This is a genomic window from Undibacterium sp. WLHG33, assembly GCF_049544815.1.
In the GTDB taxonomy this organism is placed as follows: domain Bacteria; phylum Pseudomonadota; class Gammaproteobacteria; order Burkholderiales; family Burkholderiaceae_D; genus Undibacterium.
Genome location: NZ_CP186697.1, coordinates 698988 through 723767, shown reverse-complemented (window position 1 = coordinate 723767; position 24780 = coordinate 698988). Strand labels below are relative to the sequence as shown.

General features: G+C 49.4%; 21 protein-coding genes and 1 pseudogene. 8 read left to right on the top strand and 14 right to left on the bottom strand.

What is annotated here, in order from left to right:
* Positions 1–255 precede the first annotated feature (255 nt).
* From ACOTSW_RS03335 to ACOTSW_RS03315, 5 genes and pseudogenes are all read left to right on the top strand, one after another.
* Positions 256–702 carry a hypothetical protein gene (locus ACOTSW_RS03335; protein ID WP_423680991.1) on the top strand — a complete coding sequence of 149 codons (447 nt, stop codon included), beginning with the start codon at positions 256–258 and terminating at the stop codon, positions 700–702.
* A gap of 96 nt (positions 703–798) precedes the next feature.
* The gene (locus ACOTSW_RS03330; RefSeq protein ID WP_423680990.1) at positions 799–1089 is read left to right on the top strand and encodes a hypothetical protein; all 291 of its coding nucleotides are present in this window, start codon (positions 799–801) and stop codon (positions 1087–1089) included.
* Between the two features lie 204 nt (positions 1090–1293).
* Positions 1294–1620: a hypothetical protein gene (locus tag ACOTSW_RS03325; protein ID WP_423680989.1), complete on the top strand. Its 327-nt coding sequence runs from the start codon at positions 1294–1296 to the stop codon at positions 1618–1620.
* 153 nt (positions 1621–1773) lie between these two features.
* Positions 1774–3264: a DNA primase family protein gene (locus tag ACOTSW_RS03320; protein ID WP_423680988.1), complete on the top strand. Its 1491-nt coding sequence runs from the start codon at positions 1774–1776 to the stop codon at positions 3262–3264.
* Positions 3265–3364: 100 nt separating this feature from the next.
* Positions 3365–3478, top strand: a pseudogene (locus ACOTSW_RS03315) (biopolymer transporter ExbD); the annotation flags it as partial.
* A 232-nt stretch (positions 3479–3710) separates the two neighbouring features.
* On the opposite strand, the gene ACOTSW_RS03310 reads toward ACOTSW_RS03315, so the two are convergent.
* The 7 genes from ACOTSW_RS03310 to ACOTSW_RS03280 form a co-directional block, all read right to left on the bottom strand.
* Positions 3711–4067 carry a hypothetical protein gene (locus ACOTSW_RS03310; RefSeq protein WP_423680987.1) on the bottom strand — a complete coding sequence of 119 codons (357 nt, stop codon included), beginning with the start codon at positions 4065–4067 and terminating at the stop codon, positions 3711–3713.
* 42 nt (positions 4068–4109) lie between these two features.
* The gene (locus ACOTSW_RS03305; RefSeq protein WP_423680986.1) at positions 4110–5000 is read right to left on the bottom strand and encodes a DUF6348 family protein; all 891 of its coding nucleotides are present in this window, start codon (positions 4998–5000) and stop codon (positions 4110–4112) included.
* A gap of 173 nt (positions 5001–5173) precedes the next feature.
* A complete protein-coding gene (locus tag ACOTSW_RS03300) occupies positions 5174–7057 on the bottom strand; it encodes a glucokinase (RefSeq protein WP_423680985.1) in 1884 nt (627 codons plus the stop codon).
* 124 nt (positions 7058–7181) lie between these two features.
* Positions 7182–9623: a TIM-barrel domain-containing protein gene (locus ACOTSW_RS03295; protein ID WP_423680984.1), complete on the bottom strand. Its 2442-nt coding sequence runs from the start codon at positions 9621–9623 to the stop codon at positions 7182–7184.
* Positions 9620–11380, bottom strand: a complete 1761-nt coding sequence (locus ACOTSW_RS03290) for an alpha-amylase family glycosyl hydrolase (RefSeq protein ID WP_423680983.1) — start codon at positions 11378–11380, stop codon at positions 9620–9622. The genes ACOTSW_RS03295 and ACOTSW_RS03290 overlap by 4 nt, the downstream gene beginning before the upstream one ends.
* A gap of 119 nt (positions 11381–11499) precedes the next feature.
* A complete protein-coding gene (locus tag ACOTSW_RS03285; RefSeq protein WP_423680982.1) occupies positions 11500–12819 on the bottom strand; it encodes an MFS transporter in 1320 nt (439 codons plus the stop codon).
* Between the two features lie 180 nt (positions 12820–12999).
* Positions 13000–15663, bottom strand: a complete 2664-nt coding sequence (locus tag ACOTSW_RS03280; RefSeq protein WP_423680981.1) for a TonB-dependent receptor — start codon at positions 15661–15663, stop codon at positions 13000–13002.
* 510 nt (positions 15664–16173) lie between these two features.
* On the opposite strand from ACOTSW_RS03280, the gene ACOTSW_RS03275 reads away from it, so the two are divergent.
* Positions 16174–16545 (top strand): hypothetical protein, encoded by a 372-nt coding sequence (locus tag ACOTSW_RS03275; RefSeq protein WP_423680980.1) that lies wholly within the window; start codon positions 16174–16176, stop codon positions 16543–16545.
* 128 nt (positions 16546–16673) lie between these two features.
* On the opposite strand, the gene lnt is transcribed toward ACOTSW_RS03275, so the two are convergent.
* The 7 genes from lnt to ACOTSW_RS03240 all read right to left on the bottom strand — a co-directional run bounded on the left by lnt (position 16674) and on the right by ACOTSW_RS03240 (position 23661).
* Positions 16674–18269, bottom strand: a complete 1596-nt coding sequence (gene lnt / locus ACOTSW_RS03270; protein ID WP_423680978.1) for an apolipoprotein N-acyltransferase — start codon at positions 18267–18269, stop codon at positions 16674–16676.
* 7 nt (positions 18270–18276) lie between these two features.
* Positions 18277–19155, bottom strand: coding sequence for an HlyC/CorC family transporter (locus tag ACOTSW_RS03265; RefSeq protein WP_423680977.1), 879 nt, complete (start codon positions 19153–19155; stop codon positions 18277–18279).
* A 173-nt stretch (positions 19156–19328) separates the two neighbouring features.
* On the bottom strand, positions 19329–20219 hold the full coding sequence (locus ACOTSW_RS03260) for an ion channel (protein ID WP_423680975.1): 891 nt from the start codon (positions 20217–20219) through the stop codon (positions 19329–19331).
* Between the two features lie 8 nt (positions 20220–20227).
* Positions 20228–20695 (bottom strand): rRNA maturation RNase YbeY, encoded by a 468-nt coding sequence (ybeY, locus tag ACOTSW_RS03255; protein WP_423680973.1) that lies wholly within the window; start codon positions 20693–20695, stop codon positions 20228–20230.
* The gene (locus ACOTSW_RS03250; RefSeq protein ID WP_423680972.1) at positions 20679–21761 is read right to left on the bottom strand and encodes a PhoH family protein; all 1083 of its coding nucleotides are present in this window, start codon (positions 21759–21761) and stop codon (positions 20679–20681) included. The genes ybeY and ACOTSW_RS03250 overlap by 17 nt, the downstream gene beginning before the upstream one ends.
* Positions 21758–23098 carry a tRNA (N6-isopentenyl adenosine(37)-C2)-methylthiotransferase MiaB gene (miaB, locus tag ACOTSW_RS03245; protein WP_423680970.1) on the bottom strand — a complete coding sequence of 447 codons (1341 nt, stop codon included), beginning with the start codon at positions 23096–23098 and terminating at the stop codon, positions 21758–21760. The genes ACOTSW_RS03250 and miaB overlap by 4 nt, the downstream gene beginning before the upstream one ends.
* A gap of 179 nt (positions 23099–23277) precedes the next feature.
* Entirely contained in the window at positions 23278–23661 is a 384-nt protein-coding gene (locus tag ACOTSW_RS03240) for a hypothetical protein (protein ID WP_423680969.1), read from the bottom strand.
* A 290-nt stretch (positions 23662–23951) separates the two neighbouring features.
* Here ACOTSW_RS03240 and ACOTSW_RS03235 point away from each other — a divergent pair, with 290 nt between their 5' ends.
* Both ACOTSW_RS03235 and ACOTSW_RS03230 read left to right on the top strand, forming a co-directional pair.
* A complete protein-coding gene (locus ACOTSW_RS03235; protein ID WP_423680968.1) occupies positions 23952–24461 on the top strand; it encodes a flavin reductase family protein in 510 nt (169 codons plus the stop codon).
* A gap of 6 nt (positions 24462–24467) precedes the next feature.
* Positions 24468–24728 (top strand): SemiSWEET transporter, encoded by a 261-nt coding sequence (locus ACOTSW_RS03230; RefSeq protein ID WP_423680966.1) that lies wholly within the window; start codon positions 24468–24470, stop codon positions 24726–24728.
* The last annotated feature ends 52 nt before the right edge of the window (positions 24729–24780 follow it).

Sequence of the window (24780 nt, the reverse complement as noted above, 5' to 3'; positions counted from 1 at the left end):
AACATGCGGACTCAATTTTTCGCACGATTTGGTACGCTTCGCTTCGCGGCGAATTTTGATAATAAAAGAGGATGACCGAGACGCACGTTTTGCAAAACATGCCGATTCAATTTCTGTATGGCTCCATTAATATGCCCAACAATTCTTGAGTAAGAAGAGAGAGAAAACGAGTCGCACGTTTTGAAAAACGTACCATGTGAATTAAGCAAACAACGGGATATCATGACTCTACTTTTTAACGACGAGGAGAAATATATGAACACTGAAAACAATGATGACTTTGATTTTGATCTCTGGCTTAGTGCATTTGAATTCATTAAGACTTGTAGGTTGACCGAAGACGAATGGAACGACCATTACAACACCGTAACCGAAGACGAATTCACGAAAAACGGCTGCCCAACCTTCAAATATGAATGCGAAAAGGACTTTGGGCAGTTAAGGAAATATGTGATTGGTTACTGGGATATGGGAGAGTTCAACGAGGTCATTTTAAGTGCCTTCAACGAAGAATTGGCGATAGAGTGGTTTAAGGAAAATTATGAGCCTAGAAGTCGCTACGCACCCTATATCGCTCGTTTTGAAACATTTTGCGAAGCAGAAAAACGTATGAAATCAGGTGATACCGACCTTCCGTATGACGGGCAAACAGATCGCTTTGAAAATTTTGGCAATGCCTATTACGAAGCACTATACAACTGATTAAGCAGTACATTCAGCGATACAGATTCATCGCTTAACAAGGTAGTTTTGTAGCACAAGGAGAAGTAAATCAACATTTAAACGAAAGGAAATCGTATGCAAGTAATCAAAGAAGCGATAAAAAATAAACAGACTTTGATGGTCTGTTACAAGGGACTACCAAGAATTATTGAAGCCCATGTTTATGGCGCAAATTCAGCAGGACAAGAATTTGTCCGAGGCTATCAAATAGGTGGGACAAGCTGTACTGACGAAGTAGGCTGGAAGCTATTGGATATCAGAAAAATCCAAGCTGTCACTATCATTCCTGAACAGCATTTTGCCAAGCCAAGGCAAGGTTATGTCAGAAACGACCCAGCAATCACCACCGTCTATGCACAGGTGTAAAACAGCATAGAAATAATTAACCCACGACAGGTAACAATAAAAGTGGGTTAGTAGTTGCAGAAATCCGCAACAAAAATACAGCGACGAAATTTCCAAAAAATAGAGCGACTTTGCCGGGAGTAGCGGCAATCCAAAATCTCAAAATCAAACCTGAGATATGGAAAAACAAAAACAAAACAATCCACTATTTTTAAAGGAAAAATTATGTCTATCAAACACAAAAAACACCCGGTCCGTTCAGCCATTTCAGGTATTCAAACAATCAAAGATATCGCTGACGCAGCAGGCATTGTTTTGGATAAAAACCTTTCACCAATCAGCCTATCACTTTGGACAAATTTGACCGAGGGGTTATATGAACACATGACTGGCGAAGCAATGGGCATTATGTTTGCCTTGATTATTGATATTGCCCATAAGGGCTATTCCGTTACAGATATTCAGTCCATCCAGTGCAATCAATCGGGAAATGACTTTTCTGTGAAGTTGCACTTCAAAGACGACTCTGGCTGTTTAGCGAATTTCCACTAATAGCGATCCACTCACAATCACAGCGACGCACCTATGTGTAGAACCCTGTTGCCGCAGGGTTCATGGTGACACAACGGTTCAGGTCTGCGGGTGCAGGCTTTGAAGTTCCACCGTATCCATGGAAAACAAAAACTCAAAACAATGGAAAAGATTATGAATACAAAAGACGATTTGAATGAAGGAAGTTTAGACCCATTTGGTGATGCACCTGTCACCGTGGGAACCACGAATATCCAAACTAACATGACACCGACGGCAGGGCAGAACCCACCTGTTGGAACGAGCAAAACAAAAATTGCAGCCGAATTCCAGTATGCAAAAATGATGGAGAGCGATTCTGCTGTTGCCAAGAAAGATGGATTGATTTACTGCTGGAATTCCAGCTTTTGGAAATTGCAAACAGAGTCCGATAATTCCCGCCATGCACTTTTGTGGTTGGGAAAAAATATTCCACAGCGAGCCAATGCGGGAACTGCCGAAAGCTGTGTGAAAACGGCTTTGTTACTTGCAAATCCATTGCCACAAAAACCAATCGGTACGGTCGTTCCTGTGCATGGTGGCTGGTTTAAGTTTAATAATGATTTTTCTGTTTCATTGACCCGCCCAGAGCGACATATTGGCATTACCCATTGTGTCCCAGTGAAGACGACAGCACCACTTGGTGAATACGTGCCAGCACCTGTTCCAAGTCAGTCATTATTTGCCAAGTTTATTGAATCCTCTTTGCCTGATCCTGCGGTGCGTGAATTGGTGCAGACCTATGTCGGCTATACACTATGCTCTCATGTTAAGCACCAAACTGGACACCTATGGATTGGCGCAAAAGGCAGCAATGGCAAGAGCACCATGCTTAATATTGTGATGGCACTTCACGAGAAAGCCGTTGCTATGCAGTTGGATAAATTGGAAGGATTTAATTTGTCCAATCTTATCGGTGCGACCCTAGTTGTTTGTGACGAGACGCCAAAAGGAAAGATTGATCAGCAGGTTTTGAAATCCTTAATCTCTGGTGGCACGACTTCCATTAACCGAAAATTTAAGGATGTATTGAGCTATCAGAATATCGCTAAGTTCATTATTTGCGCCAATCATTTACCTGCATTGACCGACCAGTCCGATGCGTTCTGGCGACGACTACATGTGGTGGAATGGAACCAGACTTTTACCGGTGACAAAATCGTTCTTGATCTCGATCAGAAAATTATTCAGTCCGAATTGCATATTGTTTTGGATTGGGCTTTGGCAGGTTTGCAAAAGTTGGAGCGAGACGGAAAATTCACAATTCCTGAAGCCTCAAAACAAGCGGTTCGCTCTGCAAAAATTGAATCAAATAATGTAAGCAACTGGGTTGAGTCAAACGGGGTGAGCTATTCACATTCTGACCAACCTTATAACGACAAAGCTATTTTGTACGAGAACTATAAAGAATTTTGTCGTGAAAACGGTTTTCAGGCTTGTGCTGTTCCTCAGTTCTTTTCTCGACTGCATAGCGAGTTCCCTAATATTAAAGAAACTCGCTTGACGATGGGAAAAGGTGCAGATAAAAAACGTGTTCGCTGTGTCAATTTGACGACCGGGGTGTTTAGTAAAGAAGACTTGGCGGAACAAGTCGCACTTGAAAAAAACGAAATTGAGAGCCTGTAAGAATTTCTGTGTAAATGCCACGGAACAAGTCAGTGATCGTATTTTTGAATGCGATCACCAAACTCAATCATAAAACGATTTAAGGCCATACGCCAATTGTGTGCGTCCGAATGCGGTGGTGCCGTACAAATCGGTGGCGGCGGTGATGGCTTCGGCACAGCGTCTTGGTGTGACCAAGATCGGTATGGTCGGCAATGAGCAGTTCTTGAAGTAAACCGTCTCAACGCTGAGTCATACAGCAGCACAATGCTGCACAAAAAAAGGCAGGGAATCCCTGCCTTTTTTGCTTTCTGCCGCTGATAGCTTGCAGATAGACTGCAGAGCAATAAATATACTCCCCCCCAGTATCTTAAAACGTCTTTATTTCATAAGGACATGAAGGGTGATTTCTCAAAAACAGGGGGGAGTATATGAAATTCAGGTGACTGCAAAAGTCTTTGCAGATCTCAATGTATTTCTTTGTCCGTAGTATCGGGAAGGTCTCTCGCAGCATCAGCTACACCACCTGCCAGCGGATGAATGCCGGCAGATTCAGGCTGTCTGAGTTCTTTCCGGCGCAACATTTTGAGTGCCAGTGCAATCAATAAAAACAACAGGCAGAGCAAAGCAATCGCTGGTGCCACCCATTTCACACCCAGCAATATCCATTGCTGATGCTCTTCTGATTGCGCAAAAAACCAGACATCCACGAAAGGCAGCGCATAACTGACCAGAAACGAAGGAGCCAGCACAAGCATGCCCGTCATCAGCGCAGCAATCAGTAACGCTGCCAGTTTCGTTAACAATGTCGTTAACAGGTTCATCTCATTTCCCTCTCTACACTCCGTCGCATCATCAGCACGCAATCACACAGAGATATCGGCACCACGCTGCGACACCGGCATATTGCCTGCCTCATCAGCGACTCCCGCTGCCCGGCTCACGGTACGGATCGCCACGTATTGCTTGCGGAATTCCAGCCCGCGCTGCGGCCATTTTTCTACATAAGCCGTCAAGGCTGGCAATGCTGCCGGAAAATCCTCGCCATTGACGCGGCAATCCGCAGCCGCCACACCGAGCTGATCACGCGATGCGAACAAGCGCACACCAAGAAACTGATCCGTCTGCAAGACAGCGTGAAATGCGTCCATGCTCTCGGTGAACAAACAACAAGGGCAAAACGGATGCGCTTCTTTTTTCTTCGGTGGCGGGTTCGTCGCCAGATGCGCGACCGGTCCTAAAATCACCTGACGAAACCGCGCCAGTCCGGCAAATTCATCCCCTTCAGTCGTTTCTGTACCATTAGCCACTTTCATTTCTATCACGGTGCAATCTCGTGGCACATCACGCGTCGCATCGAGCAAAACCACCAGATCCATTTTGACCCATTGCGCAAAGCCCTCCGCGATGGCGGCAGCCTCGTCAGGACCAAGCGCGTGCTGATATTCAGAGATTCCTTGTGAAAAATACTGTGGATGCCACGCGTGTATGCGTGTGCAGGTACGAACCCGCCCTTCACCAATCACATTCGTGGTCACCGGTTGTACGGCCAGCACCAGCCCTTCCGGCAGTTGTATGCACGATGCTAAACGTTCAAATGCGATTCCGGCATCGCTGAGTGCAGCAGCCAGCACTTCCATCAACAGCGGGTCGCTCTGCATCTGCGGCGTCTGCACTGACGACGTGACAGAGGCTACCGCAGGCGAGCCAGAGCTGAACTTATTTTTGAGGGTTTTGAGAGATTGAAGCAGCGACATAAAGTAGGATCAGAAGGCAGATGAAGCGCGATTGCAGGTCACACTAAACCAGCATTGTACTTTTTTACGTCACCGCTGAGCAGCAGTGCAATAAATTCTTACACTGCATCACACCAGAACCGGCTGAGCCTGGCTGCCTCGCTGCCGTAAAACCAGCGCGGCAGTTCGTCAGATCAGCTATCCAGATGTGAAATCAGCAGATGGCTCAGACGTGCCGCTTCTTTCTCACGGGAGTCTGCGCTGTGCGGTGCATCCACTGATAAGCCGACGGCCAGAATATCGATCAGCAACAATTGCAAGATGCGTGAAATCATAGACAGAAAAGCGACGTTGTCTTCGGTGTGATTCACCGCCAGGCAGACGCTGGCTTTTTTTGCTAACGGCGACTGATGCGGTGCAATCGCAATCACATCGGCGCCGGCATTTCTTGCAACGTCCACCGCATTCAGCAGTTCCGGCAATTTACCGGAATTGGACACTACAATCACGACATCACCGGGATTGAGTAATTCAGCCGCCATCATAAACAAATGCGCATCGCCGTAATTCGCAGTCGGAATACGGAAGCGGAAAAACTTGTGCTGCCCGTCAAGCGCGACCGCGCGGGAATTACCCATCGCATAAAATTCGACCTTCTTTGCCTTGCGCAATAAAGCGATCGCCTGATCTATCGCGTGTACTTCCAACTGATCTCGGAAATTCAAAATCGCCGACACGGTGTTATCGATCACTTTGGCACTCAGATCGTGGGTACTGTCATTGCGCCTGACCTGGCTGTGACGTACCGGAATGGTTCCGGTCAGACTGCTGGCAAATTTCAGCTTAAAATCGGCGAGGCCGGTGAAGCCCAGCGAGCGGCAAAAGCGAATCACCGTCGGCTGACTGACATCGGCCAGACGCGATATTTCGGCAATGGCTTCATTCAATACGGTACGCGGATTTTCCAGTATCAGCGCCGCAACGCGACGCTCTGCCGGGCTCAGCTGCAGTTGTATCTGTTGGATGCGGTCCAGCAAAGAACTGTCACCGCTGCGCCCGCGCAGATGCTCAGACAAGATCGCTGAAACGCCGTAAAAAGCCGGATTCGGTGTGGTAATCACATACGTTGGTATTTGCGCCAGATAGCTGCTGAAGCGTCCTTTCGCCTCGAAACGGCTACGGAATGGCGAAGTGGCGAACTTTTCTCCCATCAGCGGCACGATGCCGCCGCCGATATAAATACCTCCAAAAGCACCCAGCGTCACCGCCAGATTCGCAGCGAAACTTCCCAGCATCGCGCAAAAACACTCGAGAGTCTCAAGGCTGAGTGGCTCGGCTTCATGTAAGGCTGCATGCATGATTTCCTGCGCCGATAAGGCGCGCACCTGCTGCTGATGCCGCGTTGCCAGAGCACGATAGATCAGCTCTAAGCCGGGGCCGGAAATCAGACGTTCAGTTGAGACGTGCGGCCATTCTTTCCAGGCAAATTGCAAAATCGCATATTCACGTTCATCGCAAGGCGCGAAGTTGACATGCCCACCTTCGGAGCCGAGAGTAACGAAACCGTCAGAGGTCGGTATCAGTCCGGAAACTCCCAGACCAGTGCCCGGGCCAAGTACACCGATCACGGATTTTTCGACAGCAGTACCACCGCCGACCTGCATCACATCGCTTGCCTGCAAGCCGGGCAAAGACATCGCCAGCGCCGTAAAGTCGTTCACGATCAGCAAGGTATATAAACCGAATTCGCGCCGCACCGCTTCAATAGAAAAAGCCCAGTCACGGTTCGTCATGCGGACATCATCGCCGTCAATCGGATTGGCAATCGCAAACGCTGCATGTTGAATACGGCTTCCCTGATGATCATGCAGGTAAGCACGGATCAAGGGCACGATGCCGCTGTAATCATCACATTTCAATACTCGCACTGCAGAAAAAATTCCGGGTGCCGTTTCCAGAGTAAAGCGGGCATGGGTCGCGCCGATGTCCGCCAGTAAACGTGGGCCACCGGAAAACCCGGCGCTATGATGTTCTGCGTGTTCTGCGTATGCAGGTCCTGCCAACGTGTGTTCTGCCATGTTTTTTATTGAATTCATTTCCGGAATTTGATCACACCAAGATACTGTCTTCGCCATGCTTTATGGGGCGACAAAACGATATGCAATTTACCACAGCCTATATCACTTGCTGCATATTGTGACCTCATCCGCCGCTCATTTGAAGCACTAATTTCACTGCCTTACCAGCCTTCCACGGCATATCGAGCCGCACTTCACTGCTAGCCTGATCCCAGCTGAACGCGACCGGCCGATTTTGCAGCAGTATGTTTTTCGGTGCCGCAGCGATATTGTGGATGACGATCTGCACGTGCCTGTCGATGGCGGCGCTTTTTTTACCATACACGGCGTTCATCGTCAGAACCAGTTCACCTTGAACATCTTGCCTGAGTTGACGGTAAGCACTGCGAAATTTGATCTGCGTGTATGCGCCTTGTTCAAATGCGTTCGCCGTCATTCCGTCATCGTCGTACAACTGCCCCTGAGAAGCAGGAACGGCGGGGTCGTGATAGTAATGTAAATCAAAGGCCCGGGTTGAATATTCCCGGGTATTTTGCATAGGCTTTGCCATCGGAATGAAAGCACCGCCACGAACAAAAACCGGGATATGTTCACGAACAATATCGATGCTCTGGCGGTTGCCTGCTGCATAAGCCTGTCCCGTATAAAAATCAAACCAGTTACTGCTCGCGGGAAAGTAAATATCGGCTTTTCTCTGACCTGCGTTCAGCACCGGATGCACCAGTAAATCATGTCCCCACAGATAACTGTCGGACGCCGCGCTAAGCGCCGGATTCATTGGTTCGGCAAAAAACAGCGGACGCATCAGTGGCCAGCCATGCTGATTATTCTCAAATGCCAGCGTATAGTTGTACGGCAGCAGGCGGTAACGTAACTCGATAGCCGCTTTGGCAAGCGCCCGCGTCGCAGGCTCACGCAACACCGGTTCTGAGGCAACTTCCTCCTGTGCATGCGGACGGAATACCGGTTGAAATACACCATATTGCAACCAGCGTGTATATAGCTCGTCATCCAGATTGGCACCGGCAAAACCGCCAAGATCAGAATGCATGTATGCCATACCCTGCATACCCATTTGCAGCGCAATTTCGGGTTGCGAACGCAAACCACCCCAGGTCCGGTTCACGTCGCCCGACCACGGAATCATGCCGAAACGCTGCGAGCCGGAATAACCCGCGCGCATCAGAATGAAAGGCCGTTCTTGCGGATAGTCTTTGCGGTAGCCTTCCGCAATCAGTTTCGCCCATTGATGCCCGTAAATATTGTGGACCTGATCTGCCGAGCCGGTTTGATGCTGCAGACCGGAAGGATGCACTTCAGGTTCGCCCAGATCACCCCACCATCCGGCGACACCTTCGGCTTTCAGGTTTTTATAGATATTCCAGAACCAATGCTGCGCGTGCTTATCGAACAGATCAATCAGGCCGGTGTGACCAAAATAAAAGTCATAGGTATAAGGCTGGCCATTCTTATCTTTCGCCAGAATATTTTCTGCAACGGCTTCTTTCCATCTGGCCGAACTGGTCAGGATAAACGGTTCCGTAATCAGTATGGTTTTGACGCCTTGTTGCGCAAAGTCGGCAATCATTTTTTTGGGTTGCGGGAAATTATCGCGATCAAACGCAAGATTGCCCATGGTTCCTTTGATCTCTTTACCGAACCAGTACAGGTCAAAAATAATCGCATCGACAGGAATTTTTTCTTCCTGATATTTTGCCAGCACTGAACGTGCCTCGGATTCTGAATGATAACCAAAGCGGCTGGCGAAATTACCAAAAGCCCAGCGCGGTGGTAACGGCTGCCGGCCCGTCAGCTGCGTGTATGCAGAAACGATGTCTTCCCAGCTATCGCCCGCAATCACCTGATAAGTCTGACGTCCGCTCAGGCTTTCATAGGCAAGCAGATTATTTTTTTTACTATCGAGATCAAGAAATCCTGTCGTCGGATTATCAAAATGTATGCCGTACATTTTGGAAGAAAAAACCAGGGGCATAGCAAAATTCATTTGCTCTGAATGTTCTTCGTAACCGTAATGTGCCTTGTTATACAAAGGTAAGCGATAGCCGCGCCGGTTCATGCCAAGGGCGCGGGCACCTGCGCCATATAAAGCCTCGTCCCGATCCAGGCAGAAGTCCAGACTTCGCCCCTGTGCCAATTGCTGATAACCCTGATGTTCTGCAATCAGGGCTTTATTTTTGTAGGTATAACTGATCTGGAATGGCGCACGATTGATATGAACTGCCATGTTGCCGGCGATATAGCTGAGATGCTGGGCATCAGTACGAAGCTGTGCCTTGATTTTTTCCGGCTTCAACACCACCGCATGCGAAGTTTGCTGAAATTGTTCACCCGCTGGGATAAAACTCGTCTCGATAATATTTTTTGTGTACGGCTTAAATAGATAGCGGCCATCATTCGTTACCACTTCGAGATAGGCAGGCTGGACAGAAACACGCTGTATGCTGCGGTTGAAATTTTGGGCGGCAAGATCAGTCACACAAAACTGCATCAACAGCGCCAGCGTTGCCATGCATGAGATGCGTTTGAAATGGGTTTTCTGTTTCATGGTGCATCCTGTGCAATCAGAGCAATCGGAAACTGGCTCGCAAAAGTCACGCGGCCGTTAATGACGATTGCAGTCTTTCCTGAATAATGGTCACGTAATCGCTGACCATCGGAAAATATGCCGGCAACTGAAATCGGATTATCCTGATGTGCAGGTAAATCTAAGGCCACCACTACCTTATCGTGCCGCCCGTGGTCGTCGTACGTGCGCTTGAATGTATAAGGACGATCATTGATTTTCTGATGTATTCCTGCACCGATGGCAGGATGCAGCCTTCTGAATGACGCGAGTTTTTGCCAGTGTGCGAGTACATCGGCAATCCGGTAATCCTGTTGCATCGCATTGGCTTTCAGCGCGTCCCAGTTCATGAAGGAACGCAGTCTGGCATCGCCCTGCGCTTCTTTCATATCGATATCACGCGCGGTTTCGTCGCCATAATAAATCTGCGCTGCGCCCGGACTCAGCAAGAGCCGCGTCGCCGCCTCAAAAGGTTGCTGCCGTTGCAGATCGAAAGGTGTACTGTCATCGTGAGAGCTGATGTAATTGAGAACCGAGTAACCTCGCAGATCGCCGTGCAGTCGCGCTGAATACGTGCTGAAGAGCTGCTCACGGTCTTTCTTCGCATCAGACTTGAAGCCAAAATTAATCAGATTATCAAAACCGTTTTGGTAAAAATTAATCTGGCTGCCACCATCCATCGTGAACTTCTGGCCTTCAGTGATCGAATAACCATAAACTTCTGCGGTCATAAAAAAAGGCGTGTCTCCAACCTTCTTCAGCGGATTCGCGGTTTTCCACTCCTCATAAGCACTGCTGGCGAGTTGCTTCAGTTCTTTCCAGACTCCCGGCTCAACGTGCTTGACGGTATCGGCGCGAAAGCCGTCAACACCGTATTTCCGTATCCAGTCGGTATGCCATTTCATCAGATAATACTTTGGCGCACGCGGATAGCCGGTACGTTGAAAAAATTGATCAAGCTCGCCGATTTCTTTGGCATAACGGCCTTCGGCTTTCCATTTATCGATCAGAAATGGCGGTAACGGCGTCGACTCATTACTGTCGGTACGGATATCCGGCAAACCTTGCACCAGCGTGCAACTGACGGTACTGGCCACATCCTTGTAAGTACAGACTGGTGTATGGCGCACCCAGCTGTCTGGCCAAGCAGTATCTTGCTCAGTCTGCGGGCCGACGTGATTCATGACGATATCCAGCAAGATGCGTATGCCATGTGCATGCGCGGTATCGACCAGTTCGCGCATATCGGTCTCAGTACCGAGATTGGCATCAACGCTGGTGAAATCGCGCGCCCAGTAACCATGAAAACCGTATGATTTGCCACTGCCTTCATCGGTTGCACCATGTATCTGTTCAACTGGCGGTGTCAGCCAGATCGCATCCACACCGAGCCGATTAAAATAGCCTTCTTTTACTTTCGCTGTAATACCGGCCAGATCACCGCCCATATAGCCACGCAATGGTGCTGCGTCTTTTTTTCTGCCGTAAGCAAGATCGTTCGCTGGATTCGCATTATAAAAACGATCAGTCAGCAAAAAATAGATCGTCGCGTTATCCCAGGTAAACAAAGGCTGCAAAGGCGATTGATGGCTGCTTGCATGGCGTCTGCCGATACCGCTGTTTTTTTCGTTCTGAGAAGTTTGATTGCCATCACTCTGTGTGATAACCGAAGGCGATGCGGCTAAGCTGCTGAAACTCAGGAACAACAAAGGAATAAAAAACTGGAGAGATGTTTTCATGGCGAAGCTCTTACCGGTAAAGGCGGAATCGGGACAGAAAAGAAAGAAAAGTATCAGGTTGCGCCGGAGGAGATCGGAGACATCGCAACCTGATTGCAAATCAGCAGCAGCGTCGCGGTTTATCTGTGCGACGCATCTTTGACAATCAGCGTCAGCACACCGGCCAGTATCATGCAGGCACCGCCAAGCACCAGGGTTTGTATGGTGTGCCCGTGAAAAAATGTTCTGGTCACGTATCCCAGCAACAAGCCACTGACAATTTGTGGAATCACGATAAAGAAATTAAACACGCCCATGTAATATCCCATCTTTTCGGCAGGTAATGCGGCGGCAAGTATCGAATACGGCATAGTCAGGATACTTGCCCACGCAATACCTACACCTATCATAGGCAAGAGCAGCCATTCTTTTTGCGTAATCAGGAACATACTCATCAAGCCCAGACCACCAAGCACAAGACAAATCAGATGCACCGTTTTTTTGCTGGTCAGGCGAGCGAAAACCGGCAGCAAGAATGCCGCCAGCGCCGACACAGCATTGTAGACAGCGAACATGGTGCCGACCCAATTTCCGGCATCCTGGAAAACAGCAGAATGAGAATCTGTCGTACCAAATACCTTATCGGCCACTGCGGACGTGGTGTAGATCCACATCGCAAATAAAGCTATCCATGTGAAAAATTGGACGATCGCCAGTTGCACCATGGTCTGTGGCATCTGGCGGAAGCCGGCAAAGATCTCCAGCATGGCGTGAACGACACCGGCCCTCTGATGACGTTCCGCCTCAAATGCCTGTATATCAGCGGGTGGCAATTCGTGGCTGAGAAAGACCGTCCACATCACCGCCAGAAAATAGATAGCTCCACCGGCATAAAATGAATAACGAACCGTATCCGGAATCGCACCATGCGGCGATACATTACTGAAACCGAATACATCTGAAAACAGAGTCGGCAATAAAGAGGCAATGACCGCGCCACAACCGATGAAAAAAGTCTGCATGGCAAAGCCAGCGGTCTGCTGTTCAGGATTCAGCTTGTCGCCAACAAACGCGCGGAAAGGCTCCATCGACACATTGATTGCGGCATCCATCAGCCACAGTACCAGGACCGCCATCCATAACGCAGACGAATTCGGCATCAGGAACAAGGCCAGCGAAGCGAGAATTGAGCCGATAAAAAAGAATGGGCGGCGCCGTCCCCACTGCGGATGCCAGGTGTTATCGCTGAGATAGCCGATTACTGGCTGTACCAGCAGGCCGGTGACCGGCGCTGCCAGCCAGAATAAAGGCAGATCATCCGGACTTGCACCCAGAGTGGAAAATATACGGCTGGTATTGGCGTTCTGTAATGCAAACCCGAACTGTATCCCGAAAAATCCGAAACTCATATTCCACAGCTGCCAGAAAGACAGATGTGGTTTATTGGTCAAACTAGGCATCTTGGTGTCCCCGTATTATATGTCAGGCCGGTTGAGCTCTGGTGCCACCAGCTCAGCGCCTTCACATTTTATGCTTGGTTGTTTTCAGATGATCAAAGCAGGCTTCTTCATCTGAAAAAACCCTTCTCCGGTGTAGGCCAGAGAAGGGTCTGATTCACTACTGTGCTGATCCAGGATCAATCACATTTTATAATTGATACCGACAAACATCTGGCGACCATACTTCTGGTAGCCGCGTGGACGATCAGGAGAACCGGAATAGGTCTGGAACGCAGTATCGGTCAGGTTATTCACCTGGAACAGCAAGGAAGCACCTTTCGCGAATCCGCTCGAAATATCGTAGCCGAGTTGCAGATCGACGACATTATCCGCTTTCACAAATGTCAGCTCGTTCTGTCCTCCAGGACCACCGATTTCACCAACGAAATCGCTGCGGCGACGCTGACTGATACGTGCTGAGTAGCCGTTCTTTTCATAGTAAGCCGTGACATTGGCAACGCTCTTGGAGAGACCAGGTAAAGGAATGTTCTGGCTACCGAAGCGGCTGTCTTTGATGGAAATAGCACTGTTCGTCAACGAAAGATTCGCTGTCAGACCGAAGCCATCCAATACCGGCGTCAGCAAATCCAGCGGCAGAGATGCGGCCAGCTCCAGACCTTCGAGTTTGCCGCCCTGACCATTGACAGGCTGAGTAAATGTACCGATGTTGGTCGTCGCACCGGCGATATTCATGGCCGAGAAATCATAAGGCGTTGTTTGCTTGTAAATATATGATTTCAGGTTTTTATGGAATATCGCTGCAGAAACATACGCTTTCTTACCGAAATATTTTTCGTAAGAGAGATCGATATAATCCGCTTTCCAAGGATCAAGCTGCGCATTACCGCCGTTACCGCTTGGTGTTCCTGTTTTACCGTTAGACAAGCCAACTTCACGCGCTGCATTTAATTCATCCAATTTAGCGCGGGCAATCGATTTACCGATACCAAAGCGGAGCACCTGATCGCCAGGTAAATTAGCTGCGAGATTCAGACTCGGTAATACATCGGTATAAGTTTTTCCGTCGGTAATCGGTACGAGAGCCGCGATAGGCCAGGACAACAGCGCGTTCGATGTTGACGACTGGTCAGTACGCACGATCTGCGCACCGATATTACCGGTCAGCGGAATATTCGACACCATCGTTTCCAGATTCAGTTTTGCATAACCGGTCGTGACTTTTTCGGTCAGAGACCAGTTTTTCGTCGCACCCCATGGATTCAGAACAACGGCTTTGTAAGGGCCAAAATTAGACGCCAGAACACCGGGAATATCCCAGCTCAGCGTGCTTGGCAAACCAATGAAGCTGAGATCCTGAGGATTGTACAAAACACTGGAAGAAAACGTGCCTGCGCCGATTTTATCGAAACCGGTTTCCAGATGTTCTTTCGTCTTTTCACGTTTGGAGTAATTGATACCAGCTTCTGCACTGGAGATAAATCCATCGGTAAAATCACGTTTCAGACTGAAGCGTATCGAATTGAGCTTATCACTCAGCGACGGAACGTTCACATAACCGTCACCAAATTTACCGCCTATGCTGATCGCGGAAGGATCGGAGAGACTGTCTGCAAAAGTAATGCTGGGAATGTCACGACCGTTCAGATAATTGTAGGAGATATTACCTGCGCTGCGGCCAGAGTTGATCTCTATGAGTTTTTCATGAATGTTCGCCGATGAGTGACTAAAATCCGCGACGGCAGTCCATTGATCAACAGTGAATTTATTATTCCAGCCAAATGCTTTGATGTCGCTCTCTTTGGTGAACCAGTTATTCCGGATCACAGGGCTGGCATTGATCGTACCACCAACAGCAAGCCCGTTAACAATATTCAGATTCGAAAAATTCGCGCCGGACCAGCTTTCCAACGGGACTTCAACACCGCGGCGAATTTCGTTTTGCGATAACTTGGAATAATAAGTGTCGAGCGTGGATGTGAAATTTTTTGATGGCCGCCATTCGAGTACGCCGATCACGCCATCGCGCTTGGAATTACCAGTGATCGCCAGACCTTTGATACCCTGTGGTGCTTTAACGCCAGCCGGAACGCCGTTATTACCCTCGACCCAGTTCCAGGTTTCAAAGAAATTGTTGACGTTAGGTTTATCGCTGTGCGCGATACCAACCGCCAGACCGATGGTGCGATTCGCAAACTGATCAATATAAGATGCACTGAAACGGTTACCTGTACTTGGTGCGCCAGGACTTTCGCTGCCGAGAGAATTTTTCTCGCCGCGCGCATTGAGGGAAATAGTGCGTCCGCCGAATGCCAGCGGCTTAACAGTCTGCAAATCAACCGTGCCAGACAGACCTTGTCCAACCAGAGATGAGTCCGCCGTTTTGTATACAGTCACGCCGTTGATCAGTTCCGAAGGATACTGGTCATATTCAACCACACGACTGGCACTCGTACTGGCCTGTTCACGACCATTCAGTGTGACGGTGGACAAGTCGCCGGAAGTACCGCGAATACTGATTTGTTGTGCCTGACCATTGACCCTTTGTGCAGACAGACCTGGTAAGCGCGCAATTGATTCGGCAATACTGGTATCAGGCAATTTACCGATATCTTCAGCAGAAATCGCTTCGACAATGGAATTGGAATTTTTTTTCACACTGATCGCATCTTCGATACCCTTACGGATACCTGTGACAACAACAGTATTTTCTGCAACCTGCTGCGCATGTGCAATACCGGTCAGACTCAGAACCAGTACTGCACAACCTGCCGCAACAGGACTCAACTTAAAACCCGGGCGCGCAAATTCCTGCCCCTGCTCGCGCTTCTGCATAGCGTGCTTCATGTAATGTCCCCTCGCTCTTATATTTGATCATCACCTCAAGAGTGATACTTTTCTTCAAAGTGCACTCAGAACCCTCAGTTCCGAAAACAATTTTGTACTAAAACTAGATTATCTGTCAAACGGAGACTACAAAAAACTACTTAACTAATCAAAACACCCAGAAATACTAGGGAGAACGGGGTATAACCTCGTTGCATTTCGTCCACAAACAGTAAGCTGGAAATGTAGTTCAACTACTTTCAGGGTTTTATCCAGTCATCTGGCAAAGTCATTACTCCGATTCATACGCGCATCACTCATTCTGTCCTGCTTCCACCGGGACATCCCGGATATCCAGATCCGGGCGCAAAAGCCGGAAAACGGGCGCCGCTATGATATATTCGCAGTCGAAAATATCTGCGCCAGACCGGAATCGCTGATCGGTGCTGACCTGCGGGTATCTGTCATGATTGCAGTAAATATCGCCGCGGACAGTTCAGCCTCAGCGGCCATCCCAAAATGAAAGTCACAATGAATCACAAATTAAGTATTGATGAATACGATGCGCTGGAACAAATCAGCAAACTGCCTAAACACGTGAAACCCAATGCCTGCATAGGCAGAAATACGAAACGTCTGACCGGCATCAAACTGGTCGCGTACCGTAAAGACGGCAGCCTGGAACTGACTGAAAACGGCCGTCAGGTTCTGTTCATTAAACAATGTATCGATGGTCTGCGTTCGATTGCGAACGATAACGGGACCAACTTGTCTGCGCCTGTCGCCACATTTCTTGAGAAAAAAGGGCACATACAAATCAATCCAGACTCCGGACAACATGAAATCAGTCAGCGCGGTATGGAATGTCTGGCCGATATCGAAGCCAACAACCAGAAAGCCTGAACTACCGCGAACTGCGATATCGCGCTGATACCTCTGCGCCACATCAGATTACTGAAATAAAAATGCCGCCTGCCTTAACGACAGAGCGGCATTTTTATTTGAACACCACCGATATTCCCGACAAGCTTTCAGGACTCGCCCTGACGGGAACCCGCAGACCTGCGGGACAAATAAGCTGCAAGTAACAGGCTGCACAGTACGAGCAACATCACGGACGTATTACCCCAAAGTGCGTAGGGTGTCATACCTTGCCGCCCCTGCACTTTGGCTTGCAGAATTCCCTGCTGCAGATACGGAAGCTGATTAACAAGCCGGCCACCAACGTCAATCACGGCAGTCGCACCGGTATTTGTCGCTCTCAGCATCGGACGCCCCGTTTCCAGAACGCGCATCACTGAGAACTGTAAATGCTGAGGTATCGCGATAGAATCACCATACCAGGCCATATTCGAGACGTTCAGCAACAGGCTGGCAACCGCTTTACCTGCGCGGTTCTGTGATGCCAGTTGCGCAGCGATCTCATCCCCGAACAAATCTTCATAACAGATATTCGGCAATACAAATTGATCGCGCACTTGCATCGGTACCTGAATCGCATCCCCCTTGGTAAAGTCGCCCAGAGGAATATGCATAAGATCGACAAACCAGCGGAAACCAAACGGAATAAATTCACCGAAAGGCACCAGATGATGTTTGTCGTAGCGATAGGCTTGTTGCTCATGCCGGGGGGAAAAACCTAAAACACTGTTTGCATAACGACTACCACCATCGTGAACCGCCAATCCTATCAGAACCGCACTCTGATTTTTTTGCGCAAAGGTATTGATGGCGGGCAGATAATCCGGCGGCAACTGCGATGACAACATCGGCAATGCCGTCTCCGGTGTGACGACCAGATCCGCTTTGGATCGCGTGATCAGATCATGGTAGAGGCGCAGAGAATCATACAGATGTGCCTGATCGAACTTTTTATCCTGCTCAACATTTCCCTGTATCAGACTGATGGTCAGAGCTTGTCCCTGCGGCTGAGTCCACGTGATCTTGTGCAGATAATGACCTCCGCCAAACAACAACACCACCGCAGCCAGAACCGGCAGACGCAGGCGCTTACTGTCTGAGCAGATCATCAGCCCCAATGCACCTGCGCAGAATGCAACGAGCCAGCACAGACCGAGTACGCCGATAACGGGCGCATACCCTGCCAGAGGACTGGATGTGTGTGCGTAACCGGTGATCGCCCACGGAAAACCAGTGAACAAACAACCGCGCAGCCATTCGTTCAGCAGCCATAAAGGTGGGAATATCAGTAAGGCACAGACTTCTGCCGGAACCCGCCAGCGCTGCCGTATCCAGGCGAGAGCCGCGGCACACAGTCCGGCAAACAAGGCGAGATAGAATGCCAGCAAGGCCAGAGCAATGACGGCAAGAAAAACAGGCATGCCGCCATAACGCGTCATTGCTACCAGCAGCCAACTGGTCGCTGTGAAGAGACTGAAAAAACTAAACACCCATCCCAGTGCCGCAGACTGGAGGACAGAAAACGCCTGTTGCCGCGGCCCTAGCAACAGCACGACGAACACGGCCATGCTGAGCAATTGCAGCGGCCATAAACCGAAAGGGGCAAAGGCAGTTACGGTTACCACTCCGGCCACCGCCATGACGAGCAGCGCCGGACCGAAAGACAAAGCCGAAAGCAAAACAGCAGGTGACAATCGTTTCAGCAAACCAGCCTCATTCTTTCAACGCATTTGCCGGTCGCTGCTCAACTTGTACAATCTGTACCTCAACCGCATCAGCACGTAAGACCTCAAAATGCAGTCCGCCGATTTCAAACTCGTCACCTTTGTGCGGCACCTGCCCAAGATGACGGATAAGGAAGTCACTGATGCTTTCAAGTTCATTCCCCGGCATATGTACGCCAAGAACGCTGTTGAACTGTTCCAGCTCAGTCAGACCTTTGATACGCCAGCGTTTGCCATTGCCTTTATTTTCCAGCGCCAGAATATTGTCTTCTTCTTCATCGAAGTCGTATTCATCGTCAATGTCACCAACGATCTGTTCCAGCACATCTTCAATCGTAATCACACCTGCGATGCCACCGTACTCGTCGACCACCATGGCCATATGGTTATGGTTGGCACGAAAATCCCGTAACAAGACATTCAGCCTCTTCGACTCGGGTATGTAAATTACAGGGCGCAGCATATCCCGGATATCGAACACTTCTTCGGCGTAATACCGCAATAAATCTTTCGCCAGCAGAATCCCGACCACTTTATCAGGATCACCGTCAATAGCGGGGAAACGTGAATGTGCGGTACGCAGCACCTCCGGCATCCACTCTTCCAGAGGCCGGGAAATATCGACAACGTCCATTTGGGCGCGCGGTACCATGATGTCACGGGCGGAGAGATCGGAGACCTGAAATACGCCTTCTATCATGGCCAGCGCATCGGCATCGATGAGATTGCGCTCTTGTGCATCGGTCAGAACTTCTAACAGTTCAGCGCGATTTTCAGGTTCTGGGGATATGAATGCGGTCAATCGTTCAAACAATGACCTGTGGGGTTTAAGGTCAGGTGATCTGACCTTACTAGAGTGCTCTTGCATAGGAGGCATGACGCCGTTGTTTCAATCCTACAGAATACAACAAATATGCGTGATTCCCAAATTTTGTTAAGACGCTCACATTTTTATTTCACAAAAAGATGGCGGCGGCCGGCATTACCCGCAAAACGACACTTGCTTGATTTCTTGTCATGCGTCAGCCGCCAGACAATACTTCAGCTCAGGTCATCCAGATTCTCGGATTCATGAAATTTTGCATAATGTAAATGCGCCGTATCGCCTTGAAACTTCAAAATATCGACGTAGCGATGATTCCAGCGTATCGATGAGCACGGATAATAATGACGCGCCCGCTGACTCTGATTTGTCATTTCATCCAGCCCCTCAATACTCAGCACCAATGCTGCGTTGAGTTCATTCAACTGTTCTTTGGTATAACCGTACAAAGGACTCGATTCGTCGATCACATGTATCACCGTCCACCCCAGACTGAATATAGGATGATGGTCACGTTCAAGTTTCAGATCAAGAATTTTACGGAAACTGCCTGCCTCGGGCGAGGTGTGATTTTTGACCAGACGCAGTTTGGCCGATGCTTCACTGATGATATTCATACGGGCATTTGCCAGCCGTATCATCAGCAAACGCCGCCCGTCAACCATGTGGCAAACGGGATGATCGGCGAAAATAATATTCGAACGCGGACGCGAGAAGCGTGCAAACATCACACCCGTCGTCAACGCGACACTGGCCATACCGATGAATATTTCCACCGTCGAAATCACGTGCGCGTACACCGTTTGCGGATGCATATTGCCGTAGCCGACCGTTGCCAGCGTCTCTACGCTGAAGAAAAAATATCCGAGAAAATTATCCGGCGTCAGATTTGCAACCGGATGGTCACCGATTGCATACAAACCGGCAAACACCATATTGAAAATCAGATAGACCACCGCTGCGGCAAAAAAGAACATGCCCCAGCTTGATGTCATCGCATAAAAATAAATATCCTGCAGATAATGTCTGTCGAGGCCAAATGCAACTACATCGCGCCCCCCCATATTGATACGGCGACCACGATGCTGGTGAGTGCGTGGTATTTTCATACGAAAGCTCAGTCCAGATAGGGATTGGCCAGACCCAGACCCGCAAGGATCTCGATCTCAAGTGCTTCCATCTCTTCCGCTTCTTCATCCGTTTCGTGATCATACCCTTGTGCATGCAAGACACCATGAACGATCAGGTGCTGAGCATGTTCGACAACGGATTTTTTCTGTTCGCTCGCTTCTCTCTGCAGCACGTCGGTGCATAAAATAATATCAGCCTGCGTGACTTCTGCATCTTCATCTTCGGTATAAGCGAACGTCAGCACATTAGTCGCATAATCTTTACCGCGGTAATCACGGTTCAATACCTGCCCTTCCTCAGCATCGACAAATCTTAAGGTCAGTTCAGCCGGAAAATATAAGGCGGCCTGTACCGTTTTACGCAACAAAGGGCGCGGCAACATTTCTTGCAAGCGCGGGTCTGCATATTGAACCGACAAGTTCAGTTTATGTTTAGCGTTATTTTTTTCTGCCATGATGATTGGAGCTGAATTGAGTCGTATTTTTTAATAAACCCAGTGCCGCGTTCTGGGCAGTGGTTCCGGCACTCGCCGTTTCATAGGCATCAACAATGCGTCCGACCAGAGGATGGCGAACCACATCGGCGCTGGTGAACTGTGTGAAGGCGATCCCGCGCACATCTTTCAGCACGTGGCACGCGTCGATCAGGCCACTTTTCTGACCACGCTGTAAATCGACCTGCGTCGCGTCACCGGTCACAACTGCCTTGCTGCCGAAGCCTATACGTGTCAGAAACATTTTCATTTGTTCCGGCGTGGTGTTCTGTGCCTCGTCGAGAATGATGAAGGCGTGATTCAAAGTGCGTCCACGCATATAAGCCAGCGGTGCAATTTCTATCACCTGCTTCTCAAACATTTTCTGCGTCCGGTCAAACCCTAATAAATCGTATAAGGCGTCATACAAAGGACGCAGATACGGATCAACCTTTTGCGCCAGATCACCCGGTAAAAATCCCAGACGCTCACCAGCCTCAACAGCAGGGCGTGTCAGGATAATCCGTTTGACGGCATCCCGTTCCAGCGCATCAACGGCACAAGCAACTGCGAGATAGGTCTTACCTGTACCGGCAGGGCCAATACCGAATGTAATGTCGTGTTCGACCACTGCTCGCAGATACTGAGTCTGATGCGGTGTTCTGCCGCGTAAATCACTGCGGCGGGTTTTCAGTACCGGACTTTCCAGCTCCCCCGCGCTTGCTTCTTCAGTAAAATCTTCGACTGCCGCAAGCGGTGGCATTTTCTGATTCTGATGCGCAGTCTGCTCGACTAAAGCCAATTGCACTTCATCCACCGACACCGGCTTTTTTGCCAGCAAATAGAACTGCTCCAGTAATTCCAGCGCCCGTTCAGCGTTGTGTCCGCTGATAATGAATTTTTCGCCGCGACGAAAAATTGTCACATCCAGCGCGGCTGAAATCTGACGCAAATTTTCATCCAGTGGACCACATAAATGAGCGAGGCGCGTGTTATCCAGCGGTTGCGGAATAAAATGAGAAACGGGCACCGGAGTTTTTGCCATCATGCAGTCACAGTCTCGTCAAGCAATTCACCACGCAAAGAGTAATTATAGGATTCGGTAATGCGCGTATTCACCAGTGTCCCTATCAATTCTTTGCCGCCGGCAAAATTCACCACGCGATTATTTTCAGTACGGCCTTGTAACTCATTCGGATCTTTGACCGAAGGCCCGTCAACCAGAATGCGTTGCACCGTCCCTATCATCGCGTTGCTGTATTTCTTGGTGTTCGCATCGATCACCGCCTGCAAGGTCTGCAAGCGGCGTAATTTCAGTTCCGCTGGCGTATCATCGGCCAGATTAGCGGCAGGCGTACCCGGGCGCGGGCTGAAAATAAAACTGAAGCTGTTATCGAAACCGACATCATCAATCAGCTTCATCAGGGCATTGAAATCTTCATCTGTCTCACCGGGGAAACCGACGATAAAATCAGACGAGACTGACATTTCAGGACGCACCTGCTTCAGGCGACGCAGTACAGATTTGTATTCGATTGCGGTATAACCACGTTTCATTGCCGACAAAATACGGTCTGATCCGTGTTGCGCAGGGAGGTATAAGTGATTCACCAGCTTCGGTACTTTTGCATAGCAATCGATGAGTCTTTGTGTGAATTCTTTCGGATGGCTGGTCACGAAACGAATCCGTTCTATCTGCGGAAATTCCGCTATATATTCAATCAGCAAAGCAAAGTCAGCAATCTCGCCGTCTTCCATCACGCCACGGTAGGCATTCACGTTCTGCCCCAGCAGGGTAATTTCTTTGACGCCCTGTTCAGCCAGACCAGCAACTTCCGCCAGCACATCTTCAAAGCGGCGCGATACTTCTTCACCGCGGGTATAAGGAACCACGCAGTAACTGCAATATTTGCTGCAGCCTTCCATAATAGAAACGTAGGCCGTGGCGCCTTCCACCTTCGCCGGTGGCATGTGATCAAATTTTTCAATTTCCGGAAAACTGATATCGACCTGCGAGCGGCCGGACACGCGGCGTGCATCAATAAGTTGCGGCAGCCGGTGCAGAGTTTGCGGACCGAATACCACGTCCACATAAGGCGCCCGCTTGATGATCGCATCGCCTTCCTGCGAGGCGACACAACCGCCAACACCGATCAGCAGCTCAGGTCTTTTACGCTTGAGTTCACGCAGACGCCCCAGATCCGAAAACACTTTCTCGGACGCTTTTTCCCGCACGCTGCAGGTATTAAGCAGAATCACGTCAGCGTCGTCAGGGGTATCGGTTTTCACCATACCATCGGCGGCATTCAACACGTCGGCCATTTTGTCTGAGTCATACTCATTCATCTGGCAGCCAAAGGTTTTAATAAATACTTTTTTTTGCATCATTCTTTTCTGTAAAACAGCCCGCATTCTGAAAGCAGGCATCGCAGCGGGTAATTGCCGGACTCAGGACGTATGCGTAAAGGCACAACATTCGCAGGACATTCGCTCAGCAGGAATACAACTCTCAGACTCAGATTATCCGTGCATCGGCCGACCGCAATAAAACAACTGGCGGAAACTTACTTAATTTCCGGATTTTTAAACGGTATCGGTGCCCAGACTTCTGGCTTAGGTAATTGTTTCGGCATTTCATCCGAGGTCAGTATCCACACCTTATCAATATCACCGAAAGAATTCTCTGTGTAATTCACGATAATTTTCGGCGCATCCAGGGTGGCTGCCAGCACGATCAGATTATCCGTATTGTAAATGCGGCTGGACGGAGCGAGATGACGCGGTTTGTCATCCATGCGCACATCAGGATACGAGGACATATCGAGCACACCACGCAAGGCGTTAGGCGGGAACTGACGCTGTGTCACGCCTTGCGCAAAGACTGAGCATGTCAGACCTAACAAGGCCAGCAATAAACTAAGGCGTTGGCAAATTGTAGTCAGTAACATATTTATCACTTCATTCAAAGGTAAGAAACGGAAACACTATCGTTCCGGCAAAGCTTGAAAACTCAGGCCGTCACAGCACGATCAGTCTCGATCACACCGCAGCGACAGTTTTGAGCAAGTCCTGAAATAAAATAAAAAAATTCAAAGGAATCAATTACTTAAAGTATGAATCCAGATTCTGACAAGGGCGCAAGTTTACCACAGTCGTCAGCCCTTAGAGGGAATACCTGCCACAGATCAACGGTCACCGCAAAATCTGGGATAATGTCGCAAAAATTGATGGATGACTGATGCATACCCGCTCTCCCCGCGCCGAAAAACGTGATTTTGATACCCGCCACTTCCGCCACGCTCTGTCTCAGTTTGCAACCGGTGTGACCGTTATAACCACTAGGCTGGCAAACGGGCAGTTCCTCGGTCTTACCGCCAGTTCGTTCAACTCCGTGTCACTCGAACCGCCACTGGTTTTATGGAGCCTGGCTAATGCTGCCAGCAGCATGCCAGTCTTCAGCGGTAATTCACACTATGTTGTTAACGTGCTGTCCGCTCAGCAAGCCTGGCTGGCAGAGCAGTTTGCCAGTCGCAAAACCGACAGGTTCGAGGGGGTCGAATACACCCTGTCACGTACCGGCCATCCTATACTGAAAGGTGCCTCGGCCTGGTTTGAATGTCATAACCGCAGCCGCTATCCCGAAGGGGATCATGTCATTTTTGTTGGCGAAGTTGAACATTGCGAATTCACCCAACAAGCGCCGCTGATTTTCCACGGTGGCCAGTTTATCCACGCTGATTCTGAATAAGCCGCCATGTTGACAATCACATCCGACGTGATCGGTTATATCGCCGCCTGCCTGACCACCGGGGCATTTGTGCCGCAAGCCTGGCTGACCTGGCGACACAAACGTGCCGAAGGCGTGTCCACAGGCATGTACATCATCATGGTATGCGGCGTACTCATGTGGATGATCTACGGCATACTGTTACACGCCTGGCCCATCATTATTGCGAACGCGGTGACGCTGACGCTGGCGATGTTTATCCTGGCGATGAAAATCATCTATAAATAAACATCGCAACAATACTGAGCACACTGACTGAGTATCGCTACCGATGTAATCA

Coding starts and splice junctions, on each gene's coding strand:
- ACOTSW_RS03335 (WP_423680991.1), top strand. CDS start 256: ATGAACACTGAAAACAATGATGACTTTGATTTTGATCTCTGGCTTAGT.
- ACOTSW_RS03330 (WP_423680990.1), top strand. CDS start 799: ATGCAAGTAATCAAAGAAGCGATAAAAAATAAACAGACTTTGATGGTC.
- ACOTSW_RS03325 (WP_423680989.1), top strand. CDS start 1,294: ATGTCTATCAAACACAAAAAACACCCGGTCCGTTCAGCCATTTCAGGT.
- ACOTSW_RS03320 (WP_423680988.1), top strand. CDS start 1,774: ATGAATACAAAAGACGATTTGAATGAAGGAAGTTTAGACCCATTTGGT.
- ACOTSW_RS03310 (WP_423680987.1), bottom strand. CDS start 4,067: ATGAACCTGTTAACGACATTGTTAACGAAACTGGCAGCGTTACTGATT.
- ACOTSW_RS03305 (WP_423680986.1), bottom strand. CDS start 5,000: ATGTCGCTGCTTCAATCTCTCAAAACCCTCAAAAATAAGTTCAGCTCT.
- ACOTSW_RS03300 (WP_423680985.1), bottom strand. CDS start 7,057: ATGGCAGAACACACGTTGGCAGGACCTGCATACGCAGAACACGCAGAA.
- ACOTSW_RS03295 (WP_423680984.1), bottom strand. CDS start 9,623: ATGAAACAGAAAACCCATTTCAAACGCATCTCATGCATGGCAACGCTG.
- ACOTSW_RS03290 (WP_423680983.1), bottom strand. CDS start 11,380: ATGAAAACATCTCTCCAGTTTTTTATTCCTTTGTTGTTCCTGAGTTTC.
- ACOTSW_RS03285 (WP_423680982.1), bottom strand. CDS start 12,819: ATGCCTAGTTTGACCAATAAACCACATCTGTCTTTCTGGCAGCTGTGG.
- ACOTSW_RS03280 (WP_423680981.1), bottom strand. CDS start 15,663: ATGAAGCACGCTATGCAGAAGCGCGAGCAGGGGCAGGAATTTGCGCGC.
- ACOTSW_RS03275 (WP_423680980.1), top strand. CDS start 16,174: ATGAATCACAAATTAAGTATTGATGAATACGATGCGCTGGAACAAATC.
- ACOTSW_RS03265 (WP_423680977.1), bottom strand. CDS start 19,155: ATGCAAGAGCACTCTAGTAAGGTCAGATCACCTGACCTTAAACCCCAC.
- ACOTSW_RS03260 (WP_423680975.1), bottom strand. CDS start 20,219: ATGAAAATACCACGCACTCACCAGCATCGTGGTCGCCGTATCAATATG.
- ybeY (WP_423680973.1), bottom strand. CDS start 20,695: ATGGCAGAAAAAAATAACGCTAAACATAAACTGAACTTGTCGGTTCAA.
- ACOTSW_RS03250 (WP_423680972.1), bottom strand. CDS start 21,761: ATGATGGCAAAAACTCCGGTGCCCGTTTCTCATTTTATTCCGCAACCG.
- miaB (WP_423680970.1), bottom strand. CDS start 23,098: ATGCAAAAAAAAGTATTTATTAAAACCTTTGGCTGCCAGATGAATGAG.
- ACOTSW_RS03240 (WP_423680969.1), bottom strand. CDS start 23,661: ATGTTACTGACTACAATTTGCCAACGCCTTAGTTTATTGCTGGCCTTG.
- ACOTSW_RS03235 (WP_423680968.1), top strand. CDS start 23,952: ATGCATACCCGCTCTCCCCGCGCCGAAAAACGTGATTTTGATACCCGC.
- ACOTSW_RS03230 (WP_423680966.1), top strand. CDS start 24,468: ATGTTGACAATCACATCCGACGTGATCGGTTATATCGCCGCCTGCCTG.